Origin of the sequence: Pseudoalteromonas sp. SR44-2, from assembly GCF_014163745.1 — a bacterium.
In the GTDB taxonomy this organism is placed as follows: Bacteria; Pseudomonadota; Gammaproteobacteria; order Enterobacterales; family Alteromonadaceae; genus Pseudoalteromonas; species Pseudoalteromonas distincta.
Map to the genome: position 1 here is coordinate 37,985 of NZ_JACJDW010000010.1, position 13,463 is coordinate 51,447.

Genomic DNA, 13,463 nt, shown 5'->3' on the forward strand with positions numbered 1-13,463 from the left:
CAATGAGCCACTATACCAAGCTAATTACCTTGCTATTAATTGGCTCACTTAGCCTTAACGCTTATTTATTGTGGCCGCAGCCCGCGCCAACCAAAGTACAAAAAACGCAAGGTGCTGAAAAAAGCATATTGCCTAAACAACAAAATACGCTATTAAATACGGCAAAGCAGCAGTTTAAAAAACACCAATTTGAAGCCGCACTTAGTAGCTATCAACAACTCAAAAACAGCAATCCAGAAATCGCAAAAAACCTTTATTCATCGTGGCTAGTGCAGCTTAAAACATGGCTAAATAGCAACTTATTACTTAGCGAATCATTTCTCAATGCGCTATTAAATAACAGCCCTTATAACGTAGAATTACTTAATTTACAGGTTGAGTATTTAATAAATAGCGAGCAAACACAAAACGCCATTATTGCTTTATTTGAGCTTAATTCATTACTGCCTGCTGATCAGCAAAGTAATGTAAATACACGTTTAAATACGCTCACTCAAAACGAATTACACACATTAACTGAGCAACAAAATTGGCAAGCTCTTATTGAGCAAACACAAATTTGGCTTGATTATAAAAGCGATAACGCGCAGTTTTTATATCCGCTTGCGTACGCCTACTTTCAGCAAGGCGATTTAATTAGTGCACAAGCAACCCTTGATCGAATGCCAAACCAGCACAATCTAAAAAGCCAAGTGCAAACACTGCAAGCGATGATCAATAAAGCACAATCGCAAGACGACTTCGTTGCTTTAACGCCGTATGGCGCGCATTACTTAATAAACACCGAAATAAATAATAACCTATCAACCGAACTAATGATTGATACAGGCGCAAGCGTAACCTCACTCCCTACAAGTATAATTGAGCAAATTTCGCCACAACCTTTGTATTTAGGCGATGTAACGGTCAACACAGCTAATGGTCAAATTGTTGTAAAGCGTTATCAAATTGAATCGTTTAAAGTGGGCTCGCAAATTATTTATGGTTTTGAAGTGTTGGGCATTGAAAACACCCGTGGGCAAGGTTTGCTAGGAATGAACTTTTTATCGCGATTTAAATTCAATATAAATCAGCAAACAGATGAGCTAGAGTTGAGCGCTAAATAATTAAAAACCCAAAGGTAACACATGACACTAAATAACTATTTAAAAGCACTTGCTGAAAACCCAAAAAGCATTCAATTTACCGATACAATGGCCGTGATAGAAGCAAATTACGACTTTACTGCATGTGGCTTTAATAACCATGGATTACTTAGCGCTGCGAGTGAGAACAACGGCTCGTGTAAAATTTTTGCGTTTGCTAAATTAAACGATTTAAGTAAACAAAATACGTTGGATTGTTTTGGTAAGTTTTACCGAGAAGACGTGCTGCAAAACCCTAAAGGGGATGATCATATGAACATTCGCACGTTTATGTTAGCACCAGAGGCAACACCTTTTTTAGGTATTACCTTTGAAGGCGAGCCACTAAAAGCAAAATAGCCAGCAAAAATTAAAGTGGTTTTTCCATAAAGTAACGCGTACCTGAGCGTGGGTAATTATTAAGTTGATACTTAACACTATAACCGCGCTTTTCATAAAAGGGTTTTGCTTGAAAATCAAGTGTATCAAGCTGAGAAGTTGTAGCACCTAGCTCAATAGCAGCTTGCTCAAGTGCCGTTAGCAATTTATCTGCAAGCCCTTTACCTCGTGCAATATCGCTACACCAAAGCCAACTAATCATCAGCCAGTTTCCAAACACACACCCACTAATACCGGCAACAAGCTCGCCCTGTTCATCAGTAAATTTATAGCCTAATGGCACTCTTTGCACATCAAAATGCTGGGCGTTAAATTCAACCATTTGTGCGCGAAGCGCTGAGTTTAACGCATCGGTATTATCTACTTTTAATTGATACATTTATCGCCCTTAAAAAGCAGATACTAGCAAATTAGCTCAATCAATAAAGATTATTTTTACCATAAGGTACTTCAAGCATATTGCTGCTGGTTTTATCCGGCTGGCCGCACATTTCGTCGTAAGCGCTTGTTTGCCTTAACATCATCTGTGCGTACGCTATTTTTTCAAAACGCTTTTGAACATGCAGTGGGCTGAGCGCTCTTAAAAACTCACCGCTGTCTTCTGTTACATAGTATTCAACGTTATTAATCATTACCGATACTTGATAAAGCGCCATATCTAACGAGTGAACAATAACTTTTTGTAGCGGCTCGTGCTTTTTTAACTGTGAAAATTTAATACCCATCTTGGCTACCTTTTTATATTTAACCTGAGTTCTGGTTATTTAACATTATCGATACGCAGCTTTGCTATAATCACGATCAAATTTTTATTAGCCGCTGGCGTCACACGTTATGAGCACAAAAATCCGACTCGCTAAATATATTGCCCATGCAGGTATTTGCTCTCGTAAACAGGCATCGCGCTTAATTGATGAAGGTGTGGTGACTGTAAATAATCGCCCAGCAAATCATATAGATCACGTTGATGAGCAAGACACAATAATAGTGAACGAAAAAGAAATTAAAGGTGCTGCCGATTTAGTTTATTTTGCGTACCACAAACCAGTCGGTATTGACTGTAAATTAAATATTGATGACCCTGCCAGCCTTATTCACCATTTGCCCACACTCACCCGTGTTTACCCTATTGGTCGATTAGATAAAGACTCTCGTGGTTTGCTTATTTTGACCAACGATGGGGATTTTTGTAATCAACTAATACATCCTGACTTCCACCAGCCTAAACATTATTTAGTCACCGTAAATAAGCCTTTAGACGATGCTTTTTGTAAAAAAATGGCAGCAGGCGTACCCGTTGATAAACACATAACCCTGCCTTGTGAGGTAAATAAAATAGCCAGTAATCAGTTTAGTATTGTTTTAAAACAAGGGCTAAACAGACAAATACGTAAAATGGCGCATTACTGCGGATACAAAGTAATTGATTTATTTAGAGTGCAATTTAGTGACCTCACCCTTTCAAAGCTAAACCTACCTGAAAACCTATATATACAAATTAATAAAACCGATATTTCAAAAATCTAATACCAAATCACTTAACTACATCTCAAAAAGTTAAAAAATAAACTTGCAAAAATAGATTACAGGTGTAGTCTTAAATTAAAGATTACACTTGTAGGCGATAAAATGATTGAATTATCAAAAGCAGAGTTTGACGTGCTCGACGCACTTTGGATTAACTACCCCGCCACCGCGAGCCAAATAATTGAGCGCTTAAGTGACGATAAGCAATGGCACGAAAAAACCATTAAAACCCTGCTAGGTCGACTAGTAAAAAAAGGCGCACTTACATTTGAAAAAGAAGGTCGCCAATATATTTATACTCCCTGTATGGAGCGCGCCGACTACACCCTAAAAGAAAGCCAAAACTTTATTGAGCGATTTTTTAGTGGGCGTATTGCGCCACTTGTAAGTGGTTTTGCTAAATCGGAGCAGCTTTCTCAGCAAGATATAAACGAGCTTAAAAAAGTTATAGATGACTGGGAAAAAAACCAAAAATAAGGGATTAACATGGTTATTCAAACTGGTCTTAATTGGTTAATTGAGCAGCAATTACTATTAAGTATTTTGTTTTGTGGATTTATTTTACTTGAGCGATTTGCTTTAAAAGCCCTTGGCTCGCGGTTTGTATATAAATTAGCATGGCTATTACCTGCGGCATTAGTGATTGCTAATTTACCAAATGCGATTAAACCACTGCAAAATAGCAATATTAACCATTACTTAATCACCCCTAACCAGCCTTTTACAAACGAGGTAGGTATTAGCTGGGCGCTCATGTATGTACTTATTACCGCAGGGTTATTAATAGCTAGCTTTATTACGCATACCCGCTTTGTTAAAAGCCTGCAGTTAACTGAGTTAACCCAATTTGAAAGCACTCTTACCGCTGATGTTAAAACTTATACCAGCCAACATGTAGCCACGCCAATGGTGGTCGGTATTTTAAACAGCAAGCTGGTGTTACCGAGTAACTACAATACCCAGTTTGATAAAGCCACATTAGCGCTTATTTTAGAGCACGAAAACGTACACATAAAACGCAAAGACAACCTAACAAACGCACTTATGTTACTACCTACTATTTTACTTTGGTTTAACCCACTAGCTTGGTTTTGTTACGCAAGCATGCGCCGACTACAAGAGCTAACTTGTGATGAACGGGTACTTGCCAATAAAACCACACAACAACATATTTTATATAGCAAAGCCTTAATAAACTGCGCGGCAAATGCGCCCACAGGACTTATGGCTTATTCACACTACGGAGATAAAAAAACCATGTTACAACGACTTACTAATATAAAACACAGCGGGGAGCGTTCAAAGTTTGCTAAAGGTGGCTTATTACTTGTAGCCGCAAGCATGCTAAGCGGCTTAGCGATTGCAAAGCAACCAGAGGCAATGACTAAAGAGGATCACATTTCACCAACAATACGCATTGAACCTGCTTACCCAATACAAGCAGCCCAACAAGAGATCAGCGGCTCTGTTGTATTAAAATACGATATTGCAGCAAACGGTAAAACAAAAAACATTAGTGTTATTCAATCTAAACCTAAAGATGTTTTTGATAAATCAGCGAAAGAGGCACTAGCAAAATGGAAATATAAAGCATCAGATTCAGGTTTTGAAGATATACTTGTGCAACTAGATTTTGCGATTAATAGTGAAGTGGCGCCTACCGATTTAATTGAGCGAATTAAAGTATCGCATTAACGCCGCGAGTTGTTCAAGACTACAAAGCAAGCGCCCTTTTAGGCTGCTTGCTTTATGGTTTTACGCTATAAAGTTACAAACTCACCACAATCATGGCAATGGCTGTACCCAAACCAATAAACCACACTAATGAGCGAATTATATCTAGGTTCATATAGTAAAATACGCAATACAAAATACGCGACACAATATGCGTAACAGCTAGCATTTCGGTCACTGCACCTACAGAGTTAGTGCCCAGCACAACTGCAATAGCGACAGCAAAAACAGCAAGCGATTCAAAACAGTTTTGATGAGCAGCGAGCGCCCGTGCACCAAAGCCGGTTAATTTTGTTTGTTGCGCCCTTGGGTGTTTATTGTCGTATCGACCTAATTTGGCCATTGCTATAGCAACCGGCACTTTTGCAAAGTAAGGCATTAATACCGCAAGTAATGCACATACAACTAATGTTGTCATAATTTATCCTTTTGATGTTTCGGATAATTTAGCATAAGCGTAATAAAAAAGCCGCCAGATACGTTTTATGACAAACGCTGGCGGCTAACAATAACATCAGACCTACTATAGCTAAATTTATCCTCAAACCCATGCGACATAATGTCGCAGATGATGAATATTCAACATTATAGTTAATGCATCGCTTTACTTCACAAAGCTTGTTAACTTTACTGCCTTACATTTTAACGATGACGACCATGACCTGGATATTTTTCACTTTTTTAGCCGCCTTCATGCAAGCATGGCGTAATGCCCTGCAAAGTAAATTAAGTAACGATGTGAGTGTGGCTGGCGTAACCCTCTCCCGCTTTATTATCGCAGGCCCTATTGCTGGCGTGTATTTATATGGTTTGTATCAATATCAAGATACAGCCATGCCTACGTTTAATAATGCCTTTTGGGGATTTATTGTAGGCGCAAGTGTGATGCAAATACTTGCCACTGGTTTAATGGTTAAGCTATTTAAAATGAATAATTACGCCGTAGGTGCTGGTCTTGCCAAAAGCGAGGCGTTAGTAGCTGCCATTTTAGGTGTATTATTTTTTGGCTCGGCACTTTCTTTGCTCGGTTGGCTTGGTGTGTTTTTTGGCGCTATCGCCGTATTGCTACTCAGTGGCATAACAAGCGTTAAACACTTTAATGCTAAAACAGCATTACTAGGACTGGCTTGTGGTACTTGCTTTGCACTTACATCGCTGTGGGTACGTGAAGCGAGCTTAAACTCAGGATTATTATTTCCTCACTCAGCAGCTTGGGTTTTGCTGTTTGTAATTAGCTTACAAACACTAATACTACTGGGCTATTTATTATTAAAAGAGCCGCAAACACTTAGTAAACTGTGGCAATACAAAGGTACTACAGCCGCAATTAGTGTTTTTAGTTGTGTCGGCTCTATTGGCTGGTTTAGTGCAATGAGCTTACAGCACGTTGCTTACGTTAAAACACTTGGACAGGTTGAAGTTTTTTTTACCATGCTAATTGCCGTTCTTTGGTTAAAGCAGCCACTTAAAAAACAAGATACTGCAGGCTTAATACTCATAGCCATTGCTGCTGTTTTGGTTATGTTGCCGAATTAAGGGCATAAAAAAGCGCAGGCTTTTATACCTGCGCTGTTATAATTTTTATAGCTTTAAGAACTGGTTCTAAGAGCTGATTTTTAGTGTTATCACGCCACTAATAATCATTAATACTCCTGCAATACGACCAAATGTAGCTGCATCGTTATAAAACAATATACCCACTAAAAACGTACCGGCGGCGCCAATACCTGTCCATACGGCGTATGAGGTACCCATTGATATTTGCCTTTGTGCAAGCCACAACATAAAACCACTAGCGACTAAAAATACCACCGCTATTGCTATGCCTTGCCAGCGTGTATCAGCGTTTTGCGAAATTTTTAAGCCAATCGGCCAGCCAATTTCAAGTAACCCAGCAATAATTAAGTACACCCACGCCATTAAACGTCTCTCTTTTTAACAATCACTTCGTATAAATCTTCGCGGCGATCTTTTAAATTACGCACTGTGCCTTCGCTGTGAAGTATTTTAAGCTTATCCATATCAAGGTCACTAAATAGCAGCATTTCAGTGTTTGGTGTGGCTTCATTAAGTGTTGCATCGTGCGGGAACGAAAAGTCCGATGGCGTTAATACCGCCGATTGTGAGTACTGCACATCAAGGCTTTCTACCTCTGGTAAATTACCTACTGAACCTGCAATAACCACATAACATTCGTTTTCTATTGCACGCGCTTGTGCACAGTGGCGCACACGTAAATAACTGTTTTTAGTATCAGTCCAAAATGGCACAAACAGAATATCTAACCCTTGTTTGGCCAATATGCGTGAAAGCTCTGGAAACTCTACATCGTAACAAATTTGAATACCTACACGACCGGCATCGGTATCAAACACGGCAATTTTATCGCCGCCTTGAATAACCCAATCGTTTTGTTCATGCGGGGTTATGTGTATTTTACGTTGCTCGTCTATTTTACCGCTACGATGGCACAGGTAACTTACGTTATAAATTTTATCATCTTCGGCAAGTGGCATAGAGCCGGTAATAATATTAGCGTTGTATTCTATTGCCATACGCGACATCGCGTTTTTAAAAGTTTCGGTATATTCCGCTAAATAGCGAATCGCTTCTGTTTGATTACTTTGATTTCCTAGCCCCATTAGTGGCGCATTAAAAAACTCAGGGAATAGTATAAAGTCACTTTTGTAGTCAGATACGGTATCTACAAAGTATTCAACCTGCTTTAGCATTTCTTCAACCGATTCAACACAACGCATTTGCCATTGCACAGCACCTACTCGCACGATTGATTTAGTTGACTCAAGTACCGTGTCGGTTGGCTCATACATAATGTTATTCCACTCAAGTAAAGTGGCGTAACCAACGGATTCTTGATCCTCCGGTAAATACTTTTTAAGCAAACGCTTTACCTGAAAATCGTTAGATAACTGAAAGCTCAAAATAGGATCGTATAATTCTTTTTGATCTACTTTTGCAATGTATTCCATTGGCGTCATTTCACTGCTGTGATTGTAATAACGCGGAATACGCCCACCAGCTAAAATAGCGCGTAAGTTATATTGGCGGCACAATTCTTTACGGGCATCATAAAGGCGACGACCTAAACGCATGCCTCTGTGACTTTCGCTAATAGCAACATCTAAGCCGTATAGCGCATCGCCGTCGGTATCGCTAAATACACGGTCGTGACCGTCTGCAATATCTTCGTATGTATGCGGGTTTGAAAAACGCGTGTAATCAACCTGCACGCTTAATGCTAAGCCCACCAGTACGCCGTCATCTACAATACCTATTTGCCCTTCAGGAAATTGGTCTATTAATCTAAAAATGGTATGACTTGGCCACGCACCGCCTAAGTCGGGATACGCTTGATCCATCAAGGTTTTAATTTGCGGATATTGCTCTCTGGTTAAGTTACAAATTTCAAGATGGGTTTTTTCTGCCGACATACACAACTCCTTTGGGCATAAGAAAATAAAAGCCGAATGTACGTTAAAGTACACTCAGCTTTGTATCATGTTTTTTACGTTACGCGTACTACTTTAAGCTACGATAAAAAAGTGTGGTTACTTTCTCTTTTGGTAACCAGCCTGCGTATTCAAGATTCAGCTCAGCCAATGGATCGGCTTTAAGTACTTGCTCTAAGCTTGCATTATTTTGCATTGCTTTTAGCATTACGTCTTTCGCGTTTTGAACTAGCTTACCATACGCTATCAGTCCTGAACGGTCACTTACCTTGCCGTGACCTGGTATTACTTTAGTGTTGCCGTCAATTTGATTAACTACATCGTTTACTGCCGCTAAAATACCATCAACGCTGCCGCCGCTATCTACATCAACAAACGGTAAGCTGCCAAAATTAAAGTAAATGTCGCCCATGTGCACTATGTTGTCGTTACTAAAAAAGATAACGGAGTCGCCATCGGTGTGTGCATATTCGTAATGCACTACATGGGCGTGTTCGTTATTAAAATGTAGTTTTAAGTCGTGACCAAAACTAATGCGCGGTAAAAAGTCTGACCCTTCCCCGTGCTGCTCTTCTAGACGTTTGTGTACATTGTCGTGCGCTATAACGTGCGCGCCCGCTTTAGCAAAGTTCTCGTTGCCACCGGTATGATCGCCATGATGGTGAGTATTAATAACAAACTCTGCACTGCCTGGTTTTAAATCGCTAATGGTTTTTTTAATATCATCTGAGAGTTTGGCAAACTGATCATCAATAATATAAATGCCATCATCACCTACACTTGCTGCAATATTACCGCCTTGCCCAAATAGTACGTATACATGCTCACTTAGCTTTTGTGCTGTTACTGGGCCATCATCTGCTTGCGCTGTAGTGCTTAGTAATAAACCTGTTATTAATGCGGGTAGTATTTTTTTCATTTTAGTTCTCTGTTGTTTTATTGGTAATTATATAGAACGTGTTTAGCTATACTTTAGTTCATCGTGTCGGCTTTATTACTATTTGATGTATTAACTCTTGAGGCAATAAAGGCGTATGCTTACCTTCTACGTAATCACTAAACCCCGCTCTGTAAAATTCAGAAAGAGGGTGCCCCGATTGCCCACCGGGAATAGCTAAAATTGCATGCTCTAAATGCCCAGGTTGAGCAATAAAACGCTGCGATGCGCCAAAACTACGCCCTTGTACGGCGGGCATATAACTATCTCCAAAACCCGCTGCTGTGGGCATATTTAATAACTTAGCAAGTAACGGCATTTGCTTTGCAAACGGATGCTCTATCACTAACTCATTTACCTTGCCCCACTGCCAGTTTTGTACGTTATTACCAAATTGTTCTGTAAGCTTAGTAATAGTTTGGCTAAATGCTCCTTGTAACTGCTCATCCCAGCTTTTAAATTGTGGGTTTATCCATGCGTCGGGCTTGTTGTTTATAAGCTGCCAAACAGCGGGCTCTAAATCTCGTTTTACGTATTTAAGTGTGCCTTGTTGTTTATTTAATTCATCTTCCATATTGCTAAATAAAATATTAATCACTTCATCGCGGTAGCGCTTAACTAAGGTATACCCTGTGGAGGTTGAACACGCACATTGCTGCCAGTTTTCAAGCGCTGTTATATATTGCTGATTTTTAGTTGTATCGGCTTTTAATTGCTTTAATAGCAGAGCATGCCAAGGCATTAAAAAGCGAGCTTGGTTATCAAGTTGTAATGCGTAAAAGTCGCTCTCAGCAAATGTTTGTTTTTCAAATAATCTATCGCGAATTTGACTTGAACGTGCACCGAGTGCATAGCCACCATTACCAAAGCGGGCGTTATCTTCAGCCGATACCACGCGAGAATTACCAGTCCATAATCGACCGCTTTGCGGGTTTTTAATAAAAGGGCGTTGTAATTCATTTTGCTGCCAAAGCGCTGAGTAGTCATCGGCATTTACGCCAAGCACACTTGGCGCTTTACGAGCCGGTATACCGCCCATGTTTTTCCACGCTGCGCTACCTTGGCTGTCTACCACCATTAGGTTTTGCACCGGAATGCCCACATCGCTTGCTACAGCAAGTGCATCATCTACCGTTTTGGCTTGCTCTAATTTTAATAACTGCATATTAACGGCATAAGGCTGATGGGCAGCCCAGCTCAACGCATAAGGTTTTTCGTTAATATATTTTACAGGTCCGTATTCACTGAGTATTAATGAATAGTTTTCAACTTCCCCATCGGGTAATGCAATCGATTCATCAACTTGCCATGTTTTACTATCATCGTTTAATGCAATCCAATCGGCTGTATCTAAATAACCGTTAGTAAATCCCCATGCAACATTGTTGTTAGTGCCAACAACAATGGCTGGTGCTCCGGGCAGCGATACTCCGGTTACCTGAGTCTGCTCACCACTGTGCATGTAATTTAATTGTGCCCTGTACCAAATTACAGGTACTGCCATCGATAAATGCATATCATCCGACACCATACCAGCCCCTGTTTTAGTAAGCGCTCCTGTAACAGCCCAGTTGTTACTGCCGCGCTCTTGGTTAGCTTCAATACTTTTAACTATATGCTTTGTTTGAGTTGGAAAGGTAGGTATGCCGCCGTTATAAGGCGCTAATTTGCTGCCATCAAGCGCGGCTTGGTACTTACTCGGTTGCGTTAAAAAATCAACCATTTGCTTTGTGTACGCTTGCTCAATTTGAATAAGTGCTTGGTCGCGCTCAAATGTGGCGCTTTGTAAATCAAGGTACATGCTAAATATCACAAGTAGGCTGTCTTCACTTTGCCATGGCTTTTGCGCTGCACCGGTTAGTAAATATTCAAAGCTTGAATACCCTACTTGCGCTAAGCCTTCGTTTACACCTTGAGCGTAACTTTTAAGTAATTGCTTATCTGCCTCTGGCAGGGTTTGTAAAATAATTTGGCTGCGTTGACGCAATTGATGAAAACGCATTTTTTTATCGAGCCCCAACGCTGCTTTGCCAAATAATTCACTTAACTCACCTGCGGCATTACGCCTGAGTAAATCCATTTGAAAAAATCGGTCTTGGCCATGCGCATAACCTAAACCATAGGCAGCGTCGTTTCGGCTATTGGCGTTTATTACTGCTTGCCCTAGTGCATCGCGAGAAATTTTTACAGGCTCTACTACCGCGTTACTACGTCCGTTTCCATCAAGGGCGGGTAAACTTAAACTAAGTACACCATAAACAACGGCGGTACTTGCCAACCCTAATATCACAATTAATAACAACAAGCGTTTGATTACTTTAAACATCACCGTTTCCTTTGCACGTTTTGACCAAGCGTTAAGCACATATAATAACCACAGTTTTATTAAATAATAATGTTCTTGCTCGCAAAGGGTGAAATAAACATCAAAATCCACGATAATGTCAGCTCCACACATCGTGCAGAACTAGTTGAGATCAATATGACTGAAAAAACATTTATCAAAGGTAAAGACCGCGACCTAGAATCGTCAATCTCTACCATGCAAAACAAGCTTAAAGCCCTAAACATTAATGTTGAAGAAGCGCTTTGGCTTAACCCTGTAGCTAACTGTTATTCGGTTCATATAAAAGACAGCGACTGCGGTGTTATGTTTACCAATGGTAAAGGCGCAACCGACAAAGCATCTATTGCTTCAGCACTTGGTGAATACTTTGAACGTTTAAGCTGTAACTACTTTTTTGCAGACTTTTATCTAGGTGAAGAATTTGCCAATGGCGAGTTTACTCATTACCCAAGCGAAAAATGGTTTAAAGTTGAAGGCGATGAAGTGCCAGAGGGCATTATGGATGAAAGCTTATGGGATTACTTTGACCCAGAGCGCGAACTTACCGCATCACACCTTTTTGATTTTAACTCAGGCAATATTGATCGTGGCATTTGTACTCTGCCATACACACGCCAACGCGATAACCAAGACGTATACATTCCGGTAAACGTTATCGGTAATATTTTTGTATCTAACGGTATGAGCGCAGGTAACACCAAATTTGAAGCTCGCGTACAAGGTTTATCAGAAGTATTTGAGCGCGCTATTAAAAACCGCATCATCGCCGAAGGTATTTGTTTACCAATCGTGCCTGAAGATGTTGTTAAGCAATACCCTAAAATTCACGAAGCGTGTGAAGAACTTCGCAGCCATGGCTTTCATTTACGTATTGCCGATGCATCACTTGGGGGCAAATACCCTGTAATGAGCGTAACGCTTATTAACCCAACAGATGGCTCTGTATTTGCTTCTTTTGGTGCTCACCCATCATTTGAAGTTGCGCTTGAACGTACCGTGACTGAGTTACTACAAGGTCGTCGTTTAGATCAGCTAGATGTATTCCAACCTGCAACATTTGATAACGATGAAGTAGCAACACCAGAGAACATTGAACTGCACTTTATTGATTCAAGCGGTTTGATTTCGCATGATTTTTTCCGTGCAAAACCTGATTTTGAATTTGCACACTGGGACTTTAGCGGAACAACTGAAGAAGAATATAACTTCTGTACTGACCTAATTCACAGCATGGATCATGATATCTACATCATGGATTACACGCACCTAAACGTATACGCGTGTCGTATTTTAGTACCAGGCATGTCAGATATTTACCCTGTTGATGAGCTTATTTGGCGTAACAACAACGAAGGCGCTAAATTCCGCGAAACATTCCTATCGCTTGATCAGTACGATGCTGAGCAATGGATGGACATTTACGACAGCCTTGAAGAAGCAGGCCACAGCGATATTATCCGCGCCGCAGAATTTATTGGCCTTGCAACCGATGCCGACACACCATGGCACACACTGCGTATAGGTGAGCTTAAAGCGCACCTATGTTTAGCTGCAGGCAGCGAAGAAGCCATTGATTGGGTTGACTGGATACTTCATACAGGCCAAGTAAATGAAGAGGCAATGCGCCACTTCCGCTGTTTAAAAGCAGTTCTTGAAATTAAATACGATGACGAGCGCGAATACGCAGATTACCAAGATGCACTAGGCTTAATGTTTGGTGCTAATAATGTAGCGCTGGCTATAGAAATTGCCGAAGGTAAAAAGCAGTTTAACGGTTTAACTTTCCCTGGTTTATCGCTTGAAGGCTTTAAAAAGCATGCGGCGCTACTTGATGGTTACCGCAAGCTACATGTAGCAAAGCAAAATCACTGGGCGCGTGAAGTTAGCGACTCGTAACTCGCTAAACTACTAATTATAAAAAATAA

The 13,463-nt window shown here is 40.5% G+C and carries 14 protein-coding genes; 7 read left to right on the forward strand and 7 right to left on the reverse strand.

Annotated elements, in window-relative coordinates; translation table 11 throughout:
- Nucleotides 1–2 precede the first annotated feature (2 nt).
- Nucleotides 3–1,106, forward strand: coding sequence for a retroviral-like aspartic protease family protein (locus tag H5115_RS08210; RefSeq protein WP_182754691.1), 1,104 nt, complete (start codon nt 3–5; stop codon nt 1,104–1,106).
- Nucleotides 1,107–1,127: 21 nt separating this feature from the next.
- A complete protein-coding gene (locus H5115_RS08215; RefSeq protein ID WP_002960998.1) occupies nt 1,128–1,484 on the forward strand; it encodes a HopJ type III effector protein in 357 nt (118 codons plus the stop codon).
- A gap of 10 nt (nt 1,485–1,494) precedes the next feature.
- On the opposite strand, the gene H5115_RS08220 is transcribed toward H5115_RS08215, so the two are convergent.
- Together H5115_RS08220 and H5115_RS08225 are read right to left on the reverse strand one after the other, a co-directional pair.
- On the reverse strand, nt 1,495–1,902 hold the full coding sequence (locus tag H5115_RS08220) for a GNAT family N-acetyltransferase (RefSeq protein ID WP_182672083.1): 408 nt from the start codon (nt 1,900–1,902) through the stop codon (nt 1,495–1,497).
- A gap of 40 nt (nt 1,903–1,942) precedes the next feature.
- On the reverse strand, nt 1,943–2,248 hold the full coding sequence (locus tag H5115_RS08225; protein ID WP_002961002.1) for a DUF6482 family protein: 306 nt from the start codon (nt 2,246–2,248) through the stop codon (nt 1,943–1,945).
- 109 nt (nt 2,249–2,357) lie between these two features.
- On the opposite strand from H5115_RS08225, the gene H5115_RS08230 reads away from it, so the two are divergent.
- From H5115_RS08230 to H5115_RS08240, 3 genes are all read left to right on the forward strand, one after another.
- Nucleotides 2,358–3,050 (forward strand): pseudouridine synthase, encoded by a 693-nt coding sequence (locus H5115_RS08230; protein ID WP_182754693.1) that lies wholly within the window; start codon nt 2,358–2,360, stop codon nt 3,048–3,050.
- Between the two features lie 102 nt (nt 3,051–3,152).
- Nucleotides 3,153–3,527 carry a BlaI/MecI/CopY family transcriptional regulator gene (locus H5115_RS08235; RefSeq protein ID WP_007377323.1) on the forward strand — a complete coding sequence of 125 codons (375 nt, stop codon included), beginning with the start codon at nt 3,153–3,155 and terminating at the stop codon, nt 3,525–3,527.
- A gap of 9 nt (nt 3,528–3,536) precedes the next feature.
- Nucleotides 3,537–4,745 (forward strand): TonB family protein, encoded by a 1,209-nt coding sequence (locus H5115_RS08240; protein WP_182754695.1) that lies wholly within the window; start codon nt 3,537–3,539, stop codon nt 4,743–4,745.
- A 73-nt stretch (nt 4,746–4,818) separates the two neighbouring features.
- Here the strand turns inward: H5115_RS08240 and H5115_RS08245 are convergent, their stop codons facing one another.
- Nucleotides 4,819–5,202: an MAPEG family protein gene (locus H5115_RS08245; RefSeq protein WP_002961011.1), complete on the reverse strand. Its 384-nt coding sequence runs from the start codon at nt 5,200–5,202 to the stop codon at nt 4,819–4,821.
- A gap of 239 nt (nt 5,203–5,441) precedes the next feature.
- Here H5115_RS08245 and H5115_RS08250 point away from each other — a divergent pair, with 239 nt between their 5' ends.
- Complete coding sequence (locus H5115_RS08250) at nt 5,442–6,320, forward strand: DMT family transporter (RefSeq protein ID WP_182696179.1); 879 nt, start codon at nt 5,442–5,444, stop codon at nt 6,318–6,320.
- 66 nt (nt 6,321–6,386) lie between these two features.
- On the opposite strand, the gene H5115_RS08255 is transcribed toward H5115_RS08250, so the two are convergent.
- The 4 genes from H5115_RS08255 to H5115_RS08270 all read right to left on the reverse strand — a co-directional run bounded on the left by H5115_RS08255 (nt 6,387) and on the right by H5115_RS08270 (nt 11,517).
- Nucleotides 6,387–6,704: a multidrug efflux SMR transporter gene (locus H5115_RS08255; protein WP_002962354.1), complete on the reverse strand. Its 318-nt coding sequence runs from the start codon at nt 6,702–6,704 to the stop codon at nt 6,387–6,389.
- Nucleotides 6,704–8,236 (reverse strand): bifunctional GNAT family N-acetyltransferase/carbon-nitrogen hydrolase family protein, encoded by a 1,533-nt coding sequence (locus H5115_RS08260; RefSeq protein ID WP_024595458.1) that lies wholly within the window; start codon nt 8,234–8,236, stop codon nt 6,704–6,706. Before H5115_RS08260 ends, H5115_RS08255 begins: the two co-directional genes overlap by 1 nt.
- Before the next feature lie 88 nt (nt 8,237–8,324).
- Nucleotides 8,325–9,173, reverse strand: coding sequence for an MBL fold metallo-hydrolase (locus H5115_RS08265; protein WP_182754697.1), 849 nt, complete (start codon nt 9,171–9,173; stop codon nt 8,325–8,327).
- Nucleotides 9,174–9,231: 58 nt separating this feature from the next.
- Nucleotides 9,232–11,517 (reverse strand): penicillin acylase family protein, encoded by a 2,286-nt coding sequence (locus tag H5115_RS08270; protein ID WP_182754699.1) that lies wholly within the window; start codon nt 11,515–11,517, stop codon nt 9,232–9,234.
- A gap of 156 nt (nt 11,518–11,673) precedes the next feature.
- Here H5115_RS08270 and ycaO point away from each other — a divergent pair, with 156 nt between their 5' ends.
- Nucleotides 11,674–13,434, forward strand: a complete 1,761-nt coding sequence (gene ycaO / locus H5115_RS08275; protein ID WP_182754701.1) for a 30S ribosomal protein S12 methylthiotransferase accessory factor YcaO — start codon at nt 11,674–11,676, stop codon at nt 13,432–13,434.
- The last annotated feature ends 29 nt before the right edge of the window (nt 13,435–13,463 follow it).

Bases quoted from the DNA above. Each gene is read 5' to 3' on its own strand.
- H5115_RS08210 (WP_182754691.1), top strand. From the start codon at position 3: ATGAGCCACTATACCAAGCTAATTACCTTGCTATTAATTGGCTCACTT.
- H5115_RS08215 (WP_002960998.1), top strand. From the start codon at position 1,128: ATGACACTAAATAACTATTTAAAAGCACTTGCTGAAAACCCAAAAAGC.
- H5115_RS08220 (WP_182672083.1), bottom strand. From the start codon at position 1,902: ATGTATCAATTAAAAGTAGATAATACCGATGCGTTAAACTCAGCGCTT.
- H5115_RS08225 (WP_002961002.1), bottom strand. From the start codon at position 2,248: ATGGGTATTAAATTTTCACAGTTAAAAAAGCACGAGCCGCTACAAAAA.
- H5115_RS08230 (WP_182754693.1), top strand. From the start codon at position 2,358: ATGAGCACAAAAATCCGACTCGCTAAATATATTGCCCATGCAGGTATT.
- H5115_RS08235 (WP_007377323.1), top strand. From the start codon at position 3,153: ATGATTGAATTATCAAAAGCAGAGTTTGACGTGCTCGACGCACTTTGG.
- H5115_RS08240 (WP_182754695.1), top strand. From the start codon at position 3,537: ATGGTTATTCAAACTGGTCTTAATTGGTTAATTGAGCAGCAATTACTA.
- H5115_RS08245 (WP_002961011.1), bottom strand. From the start codon at position 5,202: ATGACAACATTAGTTGTATGTGCATTACTTGCGGTATTAATGCCTTAC.
- H5115_RS08250 (WP_182696179.1), top strand. From the start codon at position 5,442: ATGACCTGGATATTTTTCACTTTTTTAGCCGCCTTCATGCAAGCATGG.
- H5115_RS08255 (WP_002962354.1), bottom strand. From the start codon at position 6,704: ATGGCGTGGGTGTACTTAATTATTGCTGGGTTACTTGAAATTGGCTGG.
- H5115_RS08260 (WP_024595458.1), bottom strand. From the start codon at position 8,236: ATGTCGGCAGAAAAAACCCATCTTGAAATTTGTAACTTAACCAGAGAG.
- H5115_RS08265 (WP_182754697.1), bottom strand. From the start codon at position 9,173: ATGAAAAAAATACTACCCGCATTAATAACAGGTTTATTACTAAGCACT.
- H5115_RS08270 (WP_182754699.1), bottom strand. From the start codon at position 11,517: ATGTTTAAAGTAATCAAACGCTTGTTGTTATTAATTGTGATATTAGGG.
- ycaO (WP_182754701.1), top strand. From the start codon at position 11,674: ATGACTGAAAAAACATTTATCAAAGGTAAAGACCGCGACCTAGAATCG.